Genomic DNA, 16,580 nt, shown 5'->3' on the forward strand with positions numbered 1-16,580 from the left:
TTTTGCGAGGTTGCGCACACGGACGGGTCGCGCCATTGCGCCGCGACTGTGACATGGCCGAGGCGGCGGCGCCCTCTCCTATCGCAAGGGCGGGCGCAAGATCGCGCGCGGCCGCGCACGGCCCCGGGCGCGGCGCCGCTCAGTCGAGGGCGGCGGCGCGGCGCAGCCCGTGGCGCTGGAGGAGGCGGTGGAGGTACATCCGGTCGAGCCCCGCCTTGCGCGCGGCGCGGCTCACGTTGCCGTTCGACCACTCGAGCAGGGCGGCGAGGTAGTCCCGCTCGAACCTGTCGATGATGGCCTCCTTCGCCTCCTTGAAGGGCATCTCGATGTTCGCGGCGGGCAGGTCGTGCGCGCCGCCCGGCGGCGCGGCGCCCTGGGACCCGGAGCCCGGCGGCCCGGAGCCCGGGGGCGCGGAGCTCTGCTCCGACGGCGCCGCCGCCCCCATGGAGGCGCCCTCGCCGAGCACCACGCGGCGCTCGACGTAGTTCCTCAGCTCTCGCACGTTGCCGGGCCAGTCGTAGCGCTTCATGTCCTCGATGACGTCGGGCGGGAAGAGGTGCACCTTGTCGACGGCGCCGAGCTCGTTCAGAAAGCAGTGGACGAGGAGGCCGATGTCCTCTTTGCGCTCCCGGAGCGGCGGGACGCGCACGGTGAGCACCGAGAGGCGGTAATAGAGGTCCTCGCGGAACCGGCCGCTGTTCACCTCGCGCTCGAGGCGCCGGTTCGTGGCGGCGATCACCCGGATATCGACCTTGCGCACCCGGCTCTCGCCGAGCCGGCGCACCTCGCGCGAGGCGAGGGCGCGGAGCAGCTTGGGCTGCATCTCCAGCGGCAGCTCGCCGATCTCGTCGAGGAAGACGGTGCCGCCGTCGGCCTCCTCGAAGGCGCCGGCGCGGTCGCGCGAGGCGCCCGTGAAGGAGCCGCGCACGTGGCCGAACAGCTCGCTCTCGATGAGGCTCGGCGAGATGGCGCCGCAATCGACGATGACGAGCGGCTTGTGGGCGCGGGCGCCGCGCTGGACGAGCTCGGTGGCGATGACCTCCTTGCCCGTGCCGTTCTCGCCCTCGATGAGCACGTCGGGCGCGCTCTTCGCCACGCGATCGAGGACGGGGAAGAGGCGCCGCATCGGGACCGACACGCCCTGGAGCGCGCCGAAGCTGACGGCGCGCGCGAGCTCGGTCTCGGCGACGGCGGCGGCGTCGCGGATGCGCACGACCGACTCGCCGAGCTCGATGCGACACTCGGGCAGCAGGGCGTCGGCGTCCCGCACGCGGACGCCGGCGATGGTCGTCCCGTTGAGCGAGCCGACGTCCGTCAGCCGGTACGTCGATTTCACGCGCTCGAGGATGCAGTGGAAGCGCGAGACGGCGCGATCGGCGAGGACGAGATCGTTGCTCTGGTGGGAGCCGATGCGGATGAAGTCGCCGTCGAGCACCATCGTCCGGCTCGCGGGCTTGCCCGCCTCGCGCTCGACGCAGAGCTCGAGGCGGGGCACCGCGAGCACCTCGGCCTTCATGCGGGGCTCGGTGGCGGCCGCGATGCTGGTCGGGCTCGGGTCGTCGGGCGTGGCGGGGGGACGCGACATGCGCGCCATCTTAACGCGGGAGCCTCTGGCCGTTCCAGGTGGCCTTGCGGGCGGATCACGGCGCGGCGTCGCTGCCCGCGGGCTTGAGCCACACGACGGTCGCGCCCCACCCGCCGCGCGAGGCCGGCGCGTCGCGGAAGCCCTCGACCGCGGGGTGGCGCGCGAGGACGCCCCGCACGACGCGGCGCTGCACGCCCTTGCCGCGGCCGTGGATGACCCGCACCTCGCGGAAGCCGCGCCGCTGCGCCTCGTGGAGGTACTCCTCGACGACCGAGGCGACGTCGCGCGGGGCGAACGTGTGCAGGTCGATCGCGTCCTCGATCGGCATGACCACGACGTCGTCGGGGCCGGGCGGCTCGGGCTCGGGCGGCTCGGGCGGGCCGGCGACGCCGTCGAGGTCGGGGGACGCGGGCGCCCGGGGCGCGGGCGCGCGACCGAGCCAGGCGAGGAGTCGGCGGAGCACCCGCGCGGTGTAGCCGAGCCCGCGGCGGCCGCCACCGGGCGCCACCGGGCGCCACCGGCCGCCACCGGGCGGCGCGCGGGCGCGCCAGAGCGGCCCGGGCGTCCATAAATCACATTGCACATATGACACTCATGGCTTATGTTGAGTGTGTCATGTCACTCCGCGGCGCCCTCCTGGGCTTCCTCTCGCTCGAGCCGACGAGCGGCTACACGCTGAAGCAGCGGTTCGACGGGTCGGTGCGCTCGTTCTGGTCCGTGACCCAGAGCCAGATTTACCGGGAGCTGCACGCGATGGAGCGCGAGGGGCTCGTCGAGGTCACGACGATGCCTGGGGACGGCAAGCCCGACCGGAAGGTGTACTCGCTCACGGAGCCCGGCCGAGCGGCGCTCAAGGCGTGGCTCGAGGAGCCGCTCGAGCCGCTGGTGCTGCGGCACCCGCTCTTGCTCAAGCTGGTGTTCGCGGCGCAGGTGCCGCCGAAGAAGCTCGACGACCTCCTGGCGAGGTACGCCCGGGAGCTCGAGGCGACGAAGAGCGATTACGAGGGGAGGCTGGAGGACCCGCGGATCTTCGCGCTCGCGCGATCCTCGCGCGAGCGCGACCTGTGGCGGCTGAGCATCGAGCACGGGCTCGCGTGGTGCGACACGGAGCTCCGGTGGATCGAGCGCGCCCGCGGCGAGCTCTCGGCAGAGGGAGGAGGACAGAGGAGATGGAACCGAAAGGCAAAGTGATCGTGGTGACGGGCGCTTCCTCGGGCATCGGGCTCGCGAGCGCGAGGGCGCTCGCCCGCGAGGGCGCGCGCGTGGTCCTGGCCGCGCGGTCGGCGGCCAGGCTGTCGGCGGAGGCGGACCGCATCGCGCGCGAGGGGGGGAGCGCCGTGGCCGTCGAGATGGATGTCACCTCCGACGCGTCGGTCGGGGCGGCGGTTGCGTCGATCCTGGAGCGGCTCGGCCGGATCGATGTCGTCATCAACAACGCCGGCAACGGCGGCAAGATGTCGCTCTGGGAGTCGACGGACGGGGCGTTCACGCGCGCGATGTTCGACGTGCACGTGTTCGGGATGGAGCGCGTCACGCGGGCGGTCCTGCCGGCGATGCTGGCGCAGGGCTCGGGCACGGTCGTGAACATCGCCTCGACGGTGGCGTGGGTGCCCATGCCGGCCGCGGCGGCGTACTCCGCGGCGAAGGCCGCGGTCGTCGCGTTCTCCGAGTCGCTGCGCGGCGAGCTCGAGGGGCGCGGCGTCCGGGTGACCGTGTTCGCGCCCCCGCACACGAGCACCGCCGCCGGCGACGACTGGCCGCTGGAAGGGCCGCAGATCTTCGCGCCCGAGTGGGTGGCCGAGCAGCTCGTCGAGACGCTCCGCCGGGACCGGCGCAGCTTCCTCGCGGGCGCGTCCAACCGCAGCTTGCTCGTGCTCCAGCGGATCGCGCCGGGCCTCGCGGCGCGCATCATGAAGGACATCGGGCTGCGCGCCGGGGCGAAGAGCGCCGCCATGCGCCGCGCGGCCGCCTAGGCCAGCGCAGGGCACGGTCGGGCGAGGCGGCTGCGGCGCGCGTGTGGCCCCTCCCTCCGGGTCACGCGTCTCTCGCGTGATCCGGCGGTCCGCTCACGGGCAAGCTGAGCCGGAACGTCGCGCCTTCGCCGAGGGGGGAGTTCACCGTCAGCGTGGCCCCGTGGGCGGCGGCGATCCGGCTGACCAGGTAGAGCCCGAGGCCGATCCCCGGCGTCTTCCCGCCGGTGACGAAGCGGTCGAAGATCCGCGGGAGGAGCTCCGGCGGCACGCCGGAGCCGTGGTCGACCACATCGATGTGGGCGCGCTCCTTTCCCTCGCGCAGATCGCTGCTGAGCTTGATGAGGACCCACTTCCCCCGGGGCGAGTGCTTGATCGCGTTGCTGACGAGGTTGTCCAGCGCCTGCCGGATGCGCGCCTTGTCCGCCACGACGGCGAGCTCCGGCGGGCCCTCGACGCGGACCTCGACGCTCGGGGACCCGAGCGCCCTGGCGGTGTCCTGCGCCAGCGCCACCAGATCCACGGGCGCCGGCGCGATCTCGAACAGCCCCTGCTCGAGGCGCCCGACGTCCAGCAGGTCGGAGACGAGCTGGCCGAGCCGATCGACCGCGTCGCTCGCTCGGTCGAGGTCGCGCAGGTCGTCGTCCCGGCCGGCGAGCTCGGCGCGCCGGTGGAGCAGATCGAGGCGGTTCATGAGCGGGCCGAGGTGGTTCCGCAGATCGTGCGCCACGACCGTGATCAGCTCCTCGGCGGCCTGGCGTCGGCCCTGCGCGACGGCGGTCGTGGTGACCTGCTCGACCAGCTCCGCCCGGTGCGTCAGGGCGCCGATCCAGTGCGACACCGCGCTCAGGAAGCGGAGATCTTCCTCGGTGAAGAACTCCGGCCGGGCGGACTGCGCGGAGACGATCCCTCGCCGCTCGCCCTCGACGACGAGCGGGACCGCGATGTGCGACCGGACCCCGAGATCGTGGACCACGCCCGGGAGCTCGCCGGGCGTCTGGTCCGCGTGCCCGGTGATGTAGGGATCGCCGGTCGTGAAGACCTGGACAATCGAGCCGCCGTTGGCCACCGCCTGGACATCGAGGCCGAGCGACTGCTGCAGCCGGCCCATCGGCGTGTTGCTCGTCCCGGCGGCGCACAGCGTCTTCCTGCTGGGATCGAAGAGGAAGATGTCGATCTTTTCGGCGTCGAGCGCGCTCCCGAGGAGCTCACTCGCCTGGTTCAGCGATTGCCGGAGGTCGGCCGCGGGGAGCTCGAGCAGTCGCCCGAGGGTCGCCATCAACCTACCCTCCTTCGAGGGGGGTTCCATTCCGGACATGCTCCTTGTTTTCTCCGTCGACCGCTCGAATGCGTGTCCCGAGGTGCGGCCGGAGCCCCCGGCGTCCTCAGCAGCTCGGCTGCAGCGGGTGCAGGCCTCTGCTAACCCTAGCGCATGGGACTGCGCGAGTACTGGCGTAAACGCGACTTCTCCATCACACCCGAGCCGCGGGGACAAGAGGCCACCGCCGCGCCCGCCGAGGGCGAGGAGCGGGCCTTCCTCATCCAGAAGCACGCCGCCTCGCACCTGCATTACGATTTCCGTCTCGAGCTCGAGGGCGTCCTCAAGAGCTGGTCGGTGCCGAAGGGGCCGAGCCTCGACCCCGAGGTCAAGCGGCTCGCCATGCACACCGAGGATCACCCGCTCGAGTACGGCGACTTCGAGGGCATCATCCCGCGAGGCCAGTACGGGGGTGGGACAGTGCTCCTGTGGGACCGGGGCACGTGGGTGCCGCTCGAGAACCCGCACAAGGGATATCACGCCGGAAAGCTGAAGTTCCTCCTGCGGGGCGAGAAGCTCCGCGGCGGCTTCACCCTCGTGAAGACCCGCGGGCGGGACGACGACGAGGGGAGGAGCTGGCTGCTCATCAAGGAGGACGACGCGGAGGCGCGCGCGACGAAGGAGTACAGCGTCGTGGACGCCCGGCCCGAGAGCGTGGCGAGCGGGCGGCAGCTCGAGGAGATCGCCGCGGCCAAGGACCGGGTGTGGCACTCGAACCGGGCCGAGAAGGAGACCAAGAACAAGAAGGCGGCGGGCGGCGGGCGCGGGGCGCGGGGGGACGGCGGCTGGGCGCGCGTCGCGGGGCGGGTGGAGGGCGCGCGCGAGGCGGCGATGCCGCAGAAGGTGCGGCCGCAGCTGCCCGAGCGGCTCGCGGCGAGCAAGGCGAAGGGCAAGCCGAGGGGGGCGCCGGAGGGCGAGGGGTGGCTGCACGAGATCCAGGTCGACGGCCGCCGGATCATGGCCTGGGTCGAGGACGGGCGCGTGCGGCTCGTGGACGAGAAGGGGAAGGAGCAGAAGGGCCGTTTCGAGCAGATCGCCGCGGCGATCGCGGGGCTCGGGTTGACGAGCGCGTTGCTCGACGGCGAGGTGGCGGTGCTCCGGCGCGACGGCACCACGGCCCCGCCGCCGTCCAGCGCCAAGGCCGCGCCCCGGGAGGGCGAGGTCGTCTACTTCGTCTTCGATCTCCTGTACCTGGAGGGCCACGATCTCATGGCGTCGCCCCTCTCGGCGCGGAAGCAGGCGCTGGAGCGGCTCCTCCGCGACGCGAGCAAGGGCGGGGGCGCCCTGCGCTACGGCGATCACGTCGAGGGGTCGTGGGAGGAGGTCGTCCAGAAGGGGTGCCAGCTGTCGCTGAAGGGGATCGTGTCCAAGCAAGTCGACGCGCCCTACGTGCCCGGCCGCGGTCCGGGCTGGGTCCGCGCGTCGTGCAGCAGCGCGCCGGTCGGGGAGAAGGGAAAGAAGGCGAAGGCAGCGGCGCCCAAGGCGAGCGAGCGCGCGACGCCGGGGGCGAGCGGGCGCGCGGCGCGGGGCGCGAACAAGCGCGCGGCCCCCAAGGCGAGCGAGCGCGCGACGCCGGGGGCGAGCGGGCGCGCGGCGCGGGGCGCGAACAAGCGCGCGGCGCCCAGGAAGAGCGCCGGGGCGCGCTCGCGGGAGGCACGGGACGCGGAGGACGGCGACGGCGCCTCGGTCGCGGGGGTGCGCCTGTCGCACCCGGACCGGGTGCTGTACCCGTCGCAGGGGATCACGAAGCGCGAGCTCGCGCTTTACTACGCGTCGGTCGCCGGCCGGATGGTGCCGCAGGTGAAGGGCAGGCCGCTCACGCTGGTGCGCTGTCCGGAGGGCGCGGAGAGCGAGTGCGTCTTCATGAAGCACGCGAAGGTGTGGGGGCCGTCCGCGCTCCGGCGCGTGACGATCCAGGAGAAGACGAAGGCGGGCGAGTACCTCGTCGCGGACTCGGCCGAAGCCCTGGTGTCGCTCGCGCAGATGGGGATCCTGGAGATCCACACGTGGAACTCGACGACATCGCGGCTGGAGAAGCCGGATCGGGTGGTGTTCGACCTCGACCCAGATCCCTCGGTGGCCTGGGAGCGCGTGATCGCGGCCGCCCTCCTGCTCAGGGAGCGCCTCGTCGAGCTCGGCCTCGAGAGCTTCGTGAAGACGACCGGCGGGAAGGGGTTCCACATCGTGGTGCCGCTCACGCCTTCGAGCGGGTGGGACGAGTGCCTCGCCTTCACGAAGGCGCTGGCGGGGGACATCGCGCGGCACGATCCGAAGGGGTACACGATCGCGGTGTCGAAGGCGCAGCGGAAGGGGAAGATCTTCATCGACTACCTGCGCAACACGAGGGGCGCGACGTCGGTGGCCGCGTACTCGACGCGCGCCCGGCCGGGGGCGCCGGTGTCGGCGCCGCTCTCCTGGGATGAGCTCGGCCCCGAGATGCGCTCGGACCGATTCACGCTCAGGAGCCTGCCCGAGCGCCTGGCCTCGTTGCGGGAGGACCCGTGGGCCGGCTACGGGGAGGTCCGACAGAAGATCACGGCCGCGATGCGGCGCGCGCTGCGGATGCCGGCGTAGGCAGGCGGGCGCTCCGCGCGGCGCGCCGCGCGCCTCGCGGCTCGACGAGCGGCGCCGCGCGGTGTCACGCTTGCCGCGCCGGCTCGTCCACACCACATCCCCAACCACCTGCATGGCTTCAGAACGCAAGACCCACCGCGCCCTCACCGTCGTCGGGCTGATCCTCTCCCTCGCCATGGCCGCCCTCGAGTCGACGGTGGTGGCCACCGCGATGCCCACCGTGATCGGCGATCTCGGCGGCATTCAACAGTACGCCTGGGTCACCACCGCCTACCTGCTCACCTCGTCGGTGCTGGTGCCCATCTGCGGCAAGCTCTCGGACATCTACGGCCGCAAGCCGGTGATGCTGTTCGGCATCGCCGTGTTCCTGATCGGCTCGATCGCGAGCGGCGCGGCGCGGTCGATGCCGCAGCTCATCGCCTTCCGCGCGCTCCAGGGGGCCGGCGCCGGGGCGATGCAGCCGATGGCGATGACCATCTCGGGCGACATCTTCGATCTCAACGAGCGCGCGCGCATCCAGGGCGTCTTCGGGGCCGCCTGGGGGCTGTTCGGCATCATCGGCCCGATGGTGGGGGGGCTCATCGTGCACTACTTCTCGTGGCGCTGGGTCTTCTACATGAACATCCCGTTCGGCATCGCGTCCGTCGCGCTCGTGGCGAGCGCGTTCCACGAGCGCATCGACAAGCGGCCTCACGCGCTCGATTTCCTCGGCGCGGGGCTCCTGTCCGCCGGCGTGGTCGCGCTGCTCCTCGCCACGGGGAGGCTCGGCGGGGGGACGACGCTGTTCGCCTCGATCGCGGCGGTTGTGCTGTTCGCCGTGTTCTTCGCCGTCGAGCGCCGGGCCCCCGAGCCGATGATCCCGCTGCCGCTCTTCCGGCGGCCGGTGATGCTCACCTCCAACGTGGCCGGCGCCATCCTGGGCGGCGCGATGATGGGCACCATCACGTTCGTGCCGCTCTTCGTGCAGGGCGTGCTCCGCGGCACGCCGACGGAGGCCGGGAGCGCGATCGCGCCGATGCTGATCGGCTGGCCGGTCGCGAGCGCGATCGGCGGGCGGCTCATCCCGCGCGTCGGGTTCCGCCCGCTCATCTGGGCGGGCCTCGGCTTCACCGCGGCGGCGGGGCTCGCGCTCGCGATCGGCGGGACGCACGACACGCCGCTGATGCTCCGCGCGACGACGCTGGTCTTCGGCGTGGGCATGGGGCTGTCCAACGTCGCGCTGCTCATCGCGGTGCAGAGCAGCGTCGCCTGGGATCAGCGCGGGATCGCCACGGCGAGCACGATGTTCTCCCGGCTGCTCGGCGGCGTGGTGGCGGTCGGCGTCATGGGCGGCGTGCTCACGGCTGAGCTCGCCAAGGACCCGACCATCCCCGCGGACGCGGCGAGCCGGCTGCTCACGGCAGAGGGGGCGCGGGGGCTCGATCCGTCGATCTTGCAGCACCTCGGGGAGGCGCTCACGTCGGGCCTCACGACGGTGTTCTGGATCATCGCGGGCATGGGCCTGGTCGGCTTCGTGGTGGCGCTGTGGTTCCCCCATGTGCCCCTCCAGGCGGCGGATGACAAGGCCGTCGCGCGGCCGAGCGAGGCCGGGATCGGGTGAGGCCCCGCGCGACGAGCTCCCCCTCACGGGGCCTTCCATGGTGAAAGGGGGAGCATGGGGAAGCGCGGGGTTCTGATCGTCGGCGGAGATCGATGAGCGGGTTCCGGAGGATTGCGGCGGCGGGGCTGTGGCTCGCGATCGGCGGGGCGGGGTGCGAGGACCAGCGCGTCGTGATCGGCGCGCTCTCGCCGGGGCAGGGCGGAGGCGGCGCGGGCGCGCCAGAGCGGCCGAGGTTCGAGGCGCCGACGGCGGTGACGGAGATCAACAGCAGCGCAAGGGAAGAGGACCCGACCCTCACGGACGATCTGCTCGAGATCTATTTCATGTCCGATCGCGGGGGGAGCCGGGACATCTGGACGTCGCGGCGGGCTGGGGTGGGATCGCCCTGGGACGCGCCGCGCGCCGTGGAGAACATCAACCTGGCCGAGAGCATCGAGGATACCCCCTGCGTCTCCGGGGATGGGCTCCGCATCTGGTTCTACAGCGCGCGCGAGCCGGAGGGCGTCTGGCTCGCCGAGCGCGCCAGCCGGGACGACCCGTGGGGGACGCCAGCGTACGTGGACGCCCTCGCCGTCGAGGGCGCCACGGTGATAGGCGCTCACGTCGATTCCGCAGGGCTCGTCGTCGTGACCGGCGTCACGCCCGCGGACGCGGAGACGTACCTCGCGATCGCGTCGCGCGAACGCCCGGAGGACGACTGGAGCGCGCTCGTCCCGATCGCCGGGCTGGACGGCCCGGGTGACGAGGGCGGCCCGTTCCTGTTCGACGACGGCAAGCAGATCCTGTTCCGATCGAGCCGCCAGGGAGGGGGAGACCTGTTCTGGGCACGACGGGCGAGCGCCGAAGCGGCGTTCGAGGAGGCAGCGCCGCTCGAGGAGCCGGTGAACCTCCCCGAGGAGCGCGACACCGATCCGCACCTCTCCCCGGACGGCTCCGTCCTGTTCTTCGCGTCGACACGGACCAACGTGGCGGATATCTACGAAGCCCACCGCGTCGCGCCGTGACCCCGCACGCTCAGGCCCCGCGCATCGCGGAGATGGCCCCGTAGCGGTCGCGGCGCACGCGGGCGGCGCTGGAGGAGCCGCGCGCACAGGCGACCCCTCCGCGGCACACGCGCGCGACCGCATGGAGCCGCGGTGTCCTTCCTTGGTGCAATTTTGCTGCTGTAATGAAATTCTCTGAGCTGATCGCGAGAAATTCGAGCGACCGGTGATTGATTGCAGGCGCTCCGATCCACGGGGAAACGAGGAGGGACAGGTTCCCGATGACGTTCGAGGACAGGAGAGGGAGCCAACCTCACCGTCGCTCCGCCGGGGAGCGCGGTGGGGCCGCGGGGGAGCACGCGAGGTCCGTGCGTTGACCGCCCACGGGCGGTCCGTCGATGAACGATTGGTCTGTCAGGGATCTTCAGGAGTCTCAGATGCGCTTCATGCTTTGCCGATTTCGGGTACGACGGGGGTCTGCGCGCGCGTGGGGCCTGCTCAGCGTCGTCGCGTCGCTCCATTGCAGCTCGGAGTCGCCCGGCCCGGGGGCCGGCACCGGTGGTCAGGACAGCGGCACCACCGGCGCCACCACCTCCGCGACGACCGCGTCCGCCTCATCGACCAGCGGCGCGGGAGGTGACGCCGGCACGACGGCGGGCGTGGGCGGCGCCGGGGGAGCGGGCGGGGCCGGCGGCGCAGGGGCGACCGGCGGCGCAGGGGCGACCGGCGGCGCGGGGGGAGCCGGCGGCGGAGAGGTCGGCGACCGGTGCGCAGAAGCGACGCTCGACCCGGCGAGCCCGCCCGAGGCGCTGCGTCTGTCCGGAAACCTGGGGACCCACGACCCGGTGGTCATCAAGGCGGGCGACCGATATCACCTGTTCCAGACGGGGGACAGGCTCCCCATGAAGGTCTCCACGAACCTCGTCGACTGGCAGGATGCCGGTCGGGTGTTCGACGCGAAACCCGCCTGGCTGAGCAACAAGGTGCCAGGCGTGGACCACCTCTGGGCGCCCGATATCTCTCGCTTCGGGGACACCTACCATCTGTATTACTCCGCCTCCACGTTCGGCAGCAACAAGTCGTGCATCGGGCACGCGACGAAGGCGTCGCTCGACACCCGAGAGCCCTGGGCGGACCGCGGCGCCGCCATCTGCTCGAACGACGGGACGCGGGACGACTGGAACGCGATCGACCCCAACGTGGCCATCGACGAGGAGGGGACGCCGTGGCTCGTGTTCGGGAGCTTCTGGAGCGGCATCAAGATGGTGAAGCTCACCCCGTCGGGAGAGCGGGCCGACGCGGAGCTCCACGCGCTCGCCTCGCGCCCCGACGCCAGCGGGGCGCTCGAGGCGCCGTTCATCGTCCGGCGCTGCGGATTCTATTACCTGTTCGTCTCGTTCGACGCGTGCTGCCGCGGCACGGACAGCACGTACAAGATCGCCGTCGGCCGCTCGACGAGCATCACCGGACCTTACGTGGACAAGGAGGGCAGGGAGATGAGGTCCGGAGGAGGCACCCTGCTCGTCCAAGGCGACGCACGGTGGCGGGGGCCAGGACACAACGCGGTCGTGTTCGACGGCGGCCGGGCCTACAACCTCTATCACGCCTACGACGCCCAGGCGAACGGCGCCCCCACGCTGCGGATCTCCGAGCTGGTGTGGGACAGCGACGGCTGGCCGCGCTCCGGAGGGCCGTGACGTGCGAGCCGCGTTCGCCACGCGAGCACGGCGGTTTGCCTGGAGCAGCGGTGAGACTCCCAACGTCGGTGCTCTCCTCGTCACCAGCGCTGACATCCCATTTCCGTCCGGCGAGTGAGGGTGGGCAGTCGGGCCGTGTGCAACCCCTGCGCGCCGCTCGTCCCAAGCAGCTCCCGAGCGTCACCGCCGGGCTGCGGGCGTCCGGCGCTCTCGGTGCGCCTTGACCCGGTGTTCTGGCCTCGTGCATTGTCGTCAACGTGCGAAAGCCCGCGACCGATCTCCCCATGCCGCCGGAGGGAGCAGCTCCGCGGGCGGATGACCTGCTCGGGCTCGCTCGGGCCGCGGCGGCGCGCGACCCCGCGGCCATCCGCACGCTCATCACCGAGCTCGGCGGGGCCATGTTGAGGAGCGTGAGGAAGGTGCTCGGCCCTCATCACCCCGACGTCGAGGATGTAACCCAGGAAGCCGTGCTCGCGCTGCTCCAGGCCCTGCCCTCCTTCCGCGCCGAGTGCACCGTGCTCCATTTCGCGAGCCGCATCGCGGTGATGACCGCGCTCGGCGCGCGCCGGCGCCTCCGCGTGCGCGAGCGCTTCGACGAGCCGGACGCGCCGGTCGAGATCGCGCCCGACGAGAGCGGCGCGTCGCCGTTCGCCGAGACGGTCTCGAACAGGCGGCGCGAGATGGTGCTCGAGGTGCTCGACAGGATGCCGGAGTCGACCGCCGAGGCGCTCGCCCTTCACTTCGTGCTCGGCTACACGGTCGACGAGATCGCGGCGCTGGCCCGCGTGTCTCCGAACACGGTGTGGAGCCGCCTCCGGCTCGGCAAGGAGGCGCTGCGGCGCGCGCTCGCCAACAACGCGAAGCTCGCCGAGCTCTTCCGCGGGAGGGAATCGTGAGCGCGGACTGCCGGAGCGAGCTCCTCACGCGGGTGCGCCGCGGCGTCGCGACCGAGCCCGACCGGCTCGCCTTCGACGCCCACCTCGGCTCCTGCGAGTCGTGCCGGATCACCTGGGAGCTCGCGCAGGATTTCGACGCCGTGGGCGCGGCGGAGCCCGGGGACGCGGAGCTCCTCGCGCGCATCGCGAACGCCGCGCTCGGCGGGGTCGCGATCGATCTGCGGCGCCAGGGGGCGGCGGTGTGGCCCGCGGGCGTGGGCGGCGAGGGCGCGGCGGTGTGGCGCGCGGGCGTGGGGGTGCGACCCGACAACGACGTCCGGCGCGGAGACGGCGATGCGCGGCCGGAGGGCGGCCTCGCGGGGCGGCCCGGGGCCAGGTGGCGGCGCAGCGTTTGGCTCTGCGCCGTGGCGGCCGTGCTCGCCTGCGGCGTGGCCGGCGCCGCCACGGTGCTCGTCGGTCCGCGCCCGGAGGCGGCGCCGCGGCCGAGCGCCCGCGCGATCGAGCCCGCGGTGCGCGCGGCGGTGTCCCGTCCGCGCGGGGCGGCGCTCCCCGAGGCGAATCCACCTGCGGACGAGCGCGCGGCGGCCGTCGCGCCGCCGGCGGGGCCGAGCGGGGCGGCGCGCTCGGCGCCGCCGGCGGCGCTGCCGGAGGTCGCGGCGCCTGGTCCGAGGCCGCGCGACGCGGCGCGGGGGCCGAGCGCGGCAGCGCCGTCCTCCGCGGCGGCGACCGCGGGGCAGCTCTTCCGGGAGGCCAACGACGCGCGGCGCGCCGGGAGCTCCCAGCGCGCCATCGAGCTCTATCGCTCGCTCCAGAAGAGCTTCGCGACGTCGCCGGAGGCCACGCTCTCGCTCGTGTCGCTGGGCAGCCTGCTCCTCAACACCGGCTCGCCCGGGGCGGCGCTCGCGCAGTTCGACCGGTACCTCGGCGTGGCCGGCGCGCGGCCGCTCTCGGTCGAGGCGCTGTACGGCCGCGGGCGCGCCTTGAGGGCGCTCGGCCGCTCGGCCGACGAGGCCCAGAACTGGCGGCGCCTGCTCCGGGAGCACCCGGGCTCGCCGTACGTCGAGCACGCGCGCCGCCGTCTCGCCGAGCTCGGAGGGTGATCACGCGGCGGGCGATCGCGCAGCGCGGGGCGTTCTGTCTCGCGGTCGCCGCGGCCGCGGCGCTCTCCTCGGCGAGCGCCCTGGCGCGCGACGGGATGGCGGGGGCGCCCGGGGCGCCGGTGCCTGGGGCGCCGGTGTCCGGAGCGCCGGTGTCCGGAGCGCCGGTGCCTGGGGCGCCGGTGCCCGGAGCGCCGGTGTCCGGAGCGCCGGTGCCTGGAGCGCCGGTCGTGGAGATCGCGCTCACGGGCGCTGCGGACCACCTCGGCGCGATCCGGACGGCGCTCGAATCCCAGGCGCTCTCCGCGTTCGCGGTCCGCTTCCGGATCGCGCCGCGGTTCGACGCGGCGGCGCTCTTCGCGACGCGAGCCTCGTCCGGCGTGACCCTCTCGTGCTGGATCGACGTGAGCGATCCGCGCCGCGCGGCGCTCTACTTCACGGATCCCGTGGCCGATCGCTTCCTGGTGCGCTCGATCGAGCTCTCGGGCCGCTTCGACGAGCTCGATCGCGAGTCCGTGGCGCAGGTCGTGGAGCTGTCGCTGCGGTCGCTGCGCGTGGATGCGCGCGCCTCGCTGGATCGGGAGCAGGCGCGCGCGCTCATCCTCCGCCAGACGGCGTCTCCCGAGGTCCCCGCCGAGGTGCCGGCGCCCGCGGCGTCGCGGCGCGCCTTGGAGCTCGGGGTGTTCTACGGGGTGACGGCGCACTCCGCCGAGGTGGGTCTGACGCACGGCCCCGGGGTGCGCGTGGCGCTCGGCGGGGGCTGGGGCCGACACCGGGTCGCCCTCGACGCGCGCTTTCAGTACCAGTTCGAGCGGCGTTACGAGGAGCCGCGGATCGGCCTGGATCTCCGGACGATCACGCTCCGGGCGGACGTCTGCTGGCTTTACCCGGTGGCCACGGGCGTGATGCCGATCGAGCTCGGGGTGCGCCTCGGTGCGGGCGTCGATCATGTGGACGCGGCGCCGAGGCCGGGCAGCGCGGGGGCGTCGGGGTACGTGCCTGCGGAGGCGAGCGCCTCGAACGCGCTCGTGCTGGTGGCCGGTCCGGTGGCGAAGCTGCCGCTGAGCCGGGATATCCGGGTGTTCACGGAGCTCTTCGTCGAGCTCGATCCCGCACGCGTCCGCTACGACCTGTCGCTTGCTCAGGGGACCGAGACCGTCCTTGCGCGCTACCGGCTGCGGCCAGGCGTGCTCCTCGGCGTCGAGCTCTGACGGCCGCTCACGCCGACGGGCGAGCCGGGCGAGCTGACCGTGGTTGCGGTGGAGCCGAGCCGGGCGAGCTGACCGTGGTTGCGGTGGCGGGACCGGACCAGGCCGGACCCGACCGTGGTTGGGGTTGGGCCGACCCGACCGTGGTTGGGGTTGGCCGGCCCGACCGTGGTTGGGGTTGGGCCGGCCCGGGGTTGGGCCGACCCGACCGGGGTTGAGCTCGTCGCTGGGTTGAGGTGGCCGACCCGACCGGGGTTGAGGTCACCGAGGTTGGGCTGACCCGACCGTGGTTGAGATCCGCGGAGACCTGCGACGCCTTCAATGTGTAATTTTGCACCCTGGTGAAACAGATTCGGTTCTCACAGGACGTCCGGCCTACCCGTGATTGATCGCGCCCGCTTCGGCCCACGTGGAGAGCACTGCGGTGCCGGGCGGCGCTTCGCACGATTTCGACCATGCGACCCTGCTTCTCACCGCTTACCCCGCCCCTCGCGCGCCTCCCCGCTGCGCATCCGCGCTCGGTCGGCTACCCCCCCTGTCTCCCCGCCGCCCGCACCGAGGCGCACTTCCTCCATCCGTTGTTTTCCTGCAGGAGCTTGTCATGCGAACGCGCCCCCTCTTCTTGACCGTCGTGCTTCCTCTCCTCGTCGCCGGCCTCGCGTCCGGCGGCTGTGACCCAGCTGACGCCGACGACCCGCCCCCCGCGCATGCGCAGAGCGGCAGCGGCGCGGGCGACGCGGGCAGCGTCACGGGCGCCAGCGTCACGGGCGCCGGCGGCTCGGGCGCCAGCGTCACGGGCGCCGGCGGCTCGGGCGCCGGCGGCAGCGCGAGCGCCGGCAGCGCAGGCGCCGGCGGCTCGGGCGCCGGCGCCGCCGCCGGAGGGCCCACGAGCGCCTCAGGCGGCTCTGAAGGCGGCGGCGGCGCCGCCGCGCTGCCCGACGTCTCGGTCTACATCGCCGGCGACTCGACCGTTCAGACGTACGTGAACAGCCCCATTCACCAGGCGGGCTGGGGCCAGATGCTCGGAGAGTTCTTCGACGCGCGGGTGCACATCGAGAACCGGGCCATCGGCGGCCGCACCGCGCGCCGGTTCATCGACGAGGAGCGTCTGGCCGACATCCTCGACGACATCCAGCGCGGCGATTACCTGCTGGTGCAGTTCGGCACCAACGACAGCAACAAGAACGCGACGTACGAGCACGACGGCGCCACGATTCCCTATTACCTCGACCCCGCGACGGACTTCAAATCGTACCTCGAGCAGTACATCACGGGCGCGCAAGCGCGCGACGCCATCCCGGTGCTCGTCACCCCGCCCCCGCGGAGATCGTGCACCGGGGACAGCCACGATTTCGGCAACGGCATGGCCGCGTATGCCAAGGCCATGCGGGAGCTCGGGGGCGACCTCGACGTGCCCGTCATCGATCTCAACGAGAAGACCCTCGCCCATCTGAACTCGATCGGGTGCGTGGCGGCGGGCGAGGACTTCTTCCTCGTCCGGGCCGATGGCTCGGTCGACGGCACCCACTTCAACGAGACCGGCGCCCGCACCATGGCGGGCTTCGTCGCCGACGGCACCGCGGACGCCGGCCTGCTGCTCGCGCAGTACCGCAAGTGAGCTCCCGGCCCGCAGCTCCGACGCCCCCCCGGCC

At 73.1% G+C, this 16,580-nt stretch carries 13 protein-coding genes; 10 read left to right on the forward strand and 3 right to left on the reverse strand.

What is annotated here, in order from left to right:
• Nucleotides 1–139: 139 nt before the first annotated feature.
• Nucleotides 140–1,585 carry a sigma 54-interacting transcriptional regulator gene (locus WMF26_RS09645; RefSeq protein ID WP_438000073.1) on the reverse strand — a complete coding sequence of 482 codons (1,446 nt, stop codon included), beginning with the start codon at nucleotides 1,583–1,585 and terminating at the stop codon, nucleotides 140–142.
• Between the two features lie 55 nt (nucleotides 1,586–1,640).
• The gene (locus WMF26_RS09650) at nucleotides 1,641–2,168 is read right to left on the reverse strand and encodes a Smr/MutS family protein (protein WP_438000074.1); all 528 of its coding nucleotides are present in this window, start codon (nucleotides 2,166–2,168) and stop codon (nucleotides 1,641–1,643) included.
• A gap of 32 nt (nucleotides 2,169–2,200) precedes the next feature.
• On the opposite strand from WMF26_RS09650, the gene WMF26_RS09655 reads away from it, so the two are divergent.
• Together WMF26_RS09655 and WMF26_RS09660 are read left to right on the forward strand one after the other, a co-directional pair.
• Complete coding sequence (locus WMF26_RS09655) at nucleotides 2,201–2,776, forward strand: PadR family transcriptional regulator (RefSeq protein WP_438000075.1); 576 nt, start codon at nucleotides 2,201–2,203, stop codon at nucleotides 2,774–2,776.
• On the forward strand, nucleotides 2,755–3,558 hold the full coding sequence (locus WMF26_RS09660; RefSeq protein ID WP_437336873.1) for an SDR family NAD(P)-dependent oxidoreductase: 804 nt from the start codon (nucleotides 2,755–2,757) through the stop codon (nucleotides 3,556–3,558). Before WMF26_RS09655 ends, WMF26_RS09660 begins: the two co-directional genes overlap by 22 nt.
• 61 nt (nucleotides 3,559–3,619) lie before the next feature.
• Here WMF26_RS09660 and WMF26_RS09665 read toward each other — a convergent pair whose 3' ends face one another.
• On the reverse strand, nucleotides 3,620–4,834 hold the full coding sequence (locus tag WMF26_RS09665) for an ATP-binding protein (RefSeq protein WP_438000076.1): 1,215 nt from the start codon (nucleotides 4,832–4,834) through the stop codon (nucleotides 3,620–3,622).
• Nucleotides 4,835–4,987: 153 nt separating this feature from the next.
• Here WMF26_RS09665 and ligD point away from each other — a divergent pair, with 153 nt between their 5' ends.
• The 8 genes from ligD (at nucleotide 4,988) to WMF26_RS09705 (ending at nucleotide 16,546) form a co-directional block, all read left to right on the forward strand.
• Entirely contained in the window at nucleotides 4,988–7,447 is a 2,460-nt protein-coding gene (gene ligD, locus WMF26_RS09670; protein ID WP_438000077.1) for a non-homologous end-joining DNA ligase, read from the forward strand.
• Nucleotides 7,448–7,559: 112 nt separating this feature from the next.
• Entirely contained in the window at nucleotides 7,560–9,047 is a 1,488-nt protein-coding gene (locus WMF26_RS09675) for an MDR family MFS transporter (protein WP_438000078.1), read from the forward strand.
• A gap of 92 nt (nucleotides 9,048–9,139) precedes the next feature.
• Complete coding sequence (locus tag WMF26_RS09680; RefSeq protein WP_438000079.1) at nucleotides 9,140–10,051, forward strand: hypothetical protein; 912 nt, start codon at nucleotides 9,140–9,142, stop codon at nucleotides 10,049–10,051.
• Between the two features lie 425 nt (nucleotides 10,052–10,476).
• Nucleotides 10,477–11,727: an arabinan endo-1,5-alpha-L-arabinosidase gene (locus WMF26_RS09685; RefSeq protein ID WP_438000080.1), complete on the forward strand. Its 1,251-nt coding sequence runs from the start codon at nucleotides 10,477–10,479 to the stop codon at nucleotides 11,725–11,727.
• A 257-nt stretch (nucleotides 11,728–11,984) separates the two neighbouring features.
• Complete coding sequence (locus WMF26_RS09690; protein ID WP_437336879.1) at nucleotides 11,985–12,623, forward strand: RNA polymerase sigma factor; 639 nt, start codon at nucleotides 11,985–11,987, stop codon at nucleotides 12,621–12,623.
• Nucleotides 12,620–13,723: a tetratricopeptide repeat protein gene (locus WMF26_RS09695; RefSeq protein ID WP_438000081.1), complete on the forward strand. Its 1,104-nt coding sequence runs from the start codon at nucleotides 12,620–12,622 to the stop codon at nucleotides 13,721–13,723. The genes WMF26_RS09690 and WMF26_RS09695 overlap by 4 nt, the downstream gene beginning before the upstream one ends.
• A complete protein-coding gene (locus tag WMF26_RS09700) occupies nucleotides 13,720–14,931 on the forward strand; it encodes a hypothetical protein (RefSeq protein WP_438000082.1) in 1,212 nt (403 codons plus the stop codon). Before WMF26_RS09695 ends, WMF26_RS09700 begins: the two co-directional genes overlap by 4 nt.
• 598 nt (nucleotides 14,932–15,529) lie before the next feature.
• On the forward strand, nucleotides 15,530–16,546 hold the full coding sequence (locus WMF26_RS09705) for a rhamnogalacturonan acetylesterase (protein ID WP_438000083.1): 1,017 nt from the start codon (nucleotides 15,530–15,532) through the stop codon (nucleotides 16,544–16,546).
• Nucleotides 16,547–16,580 lie beyond the last annotated feature (34 nt).

The organism is Sorangium sp. So ce185 (assembly GCF_051526825.1).
In the GTDB taxonomy this organism is placed as follows: domain Bacteria; phylum Myxococcota_A; class Polyangia; order Polyangiales; family Polyangiaceae; genus Sorangium; species Sorangium cellulosum_D.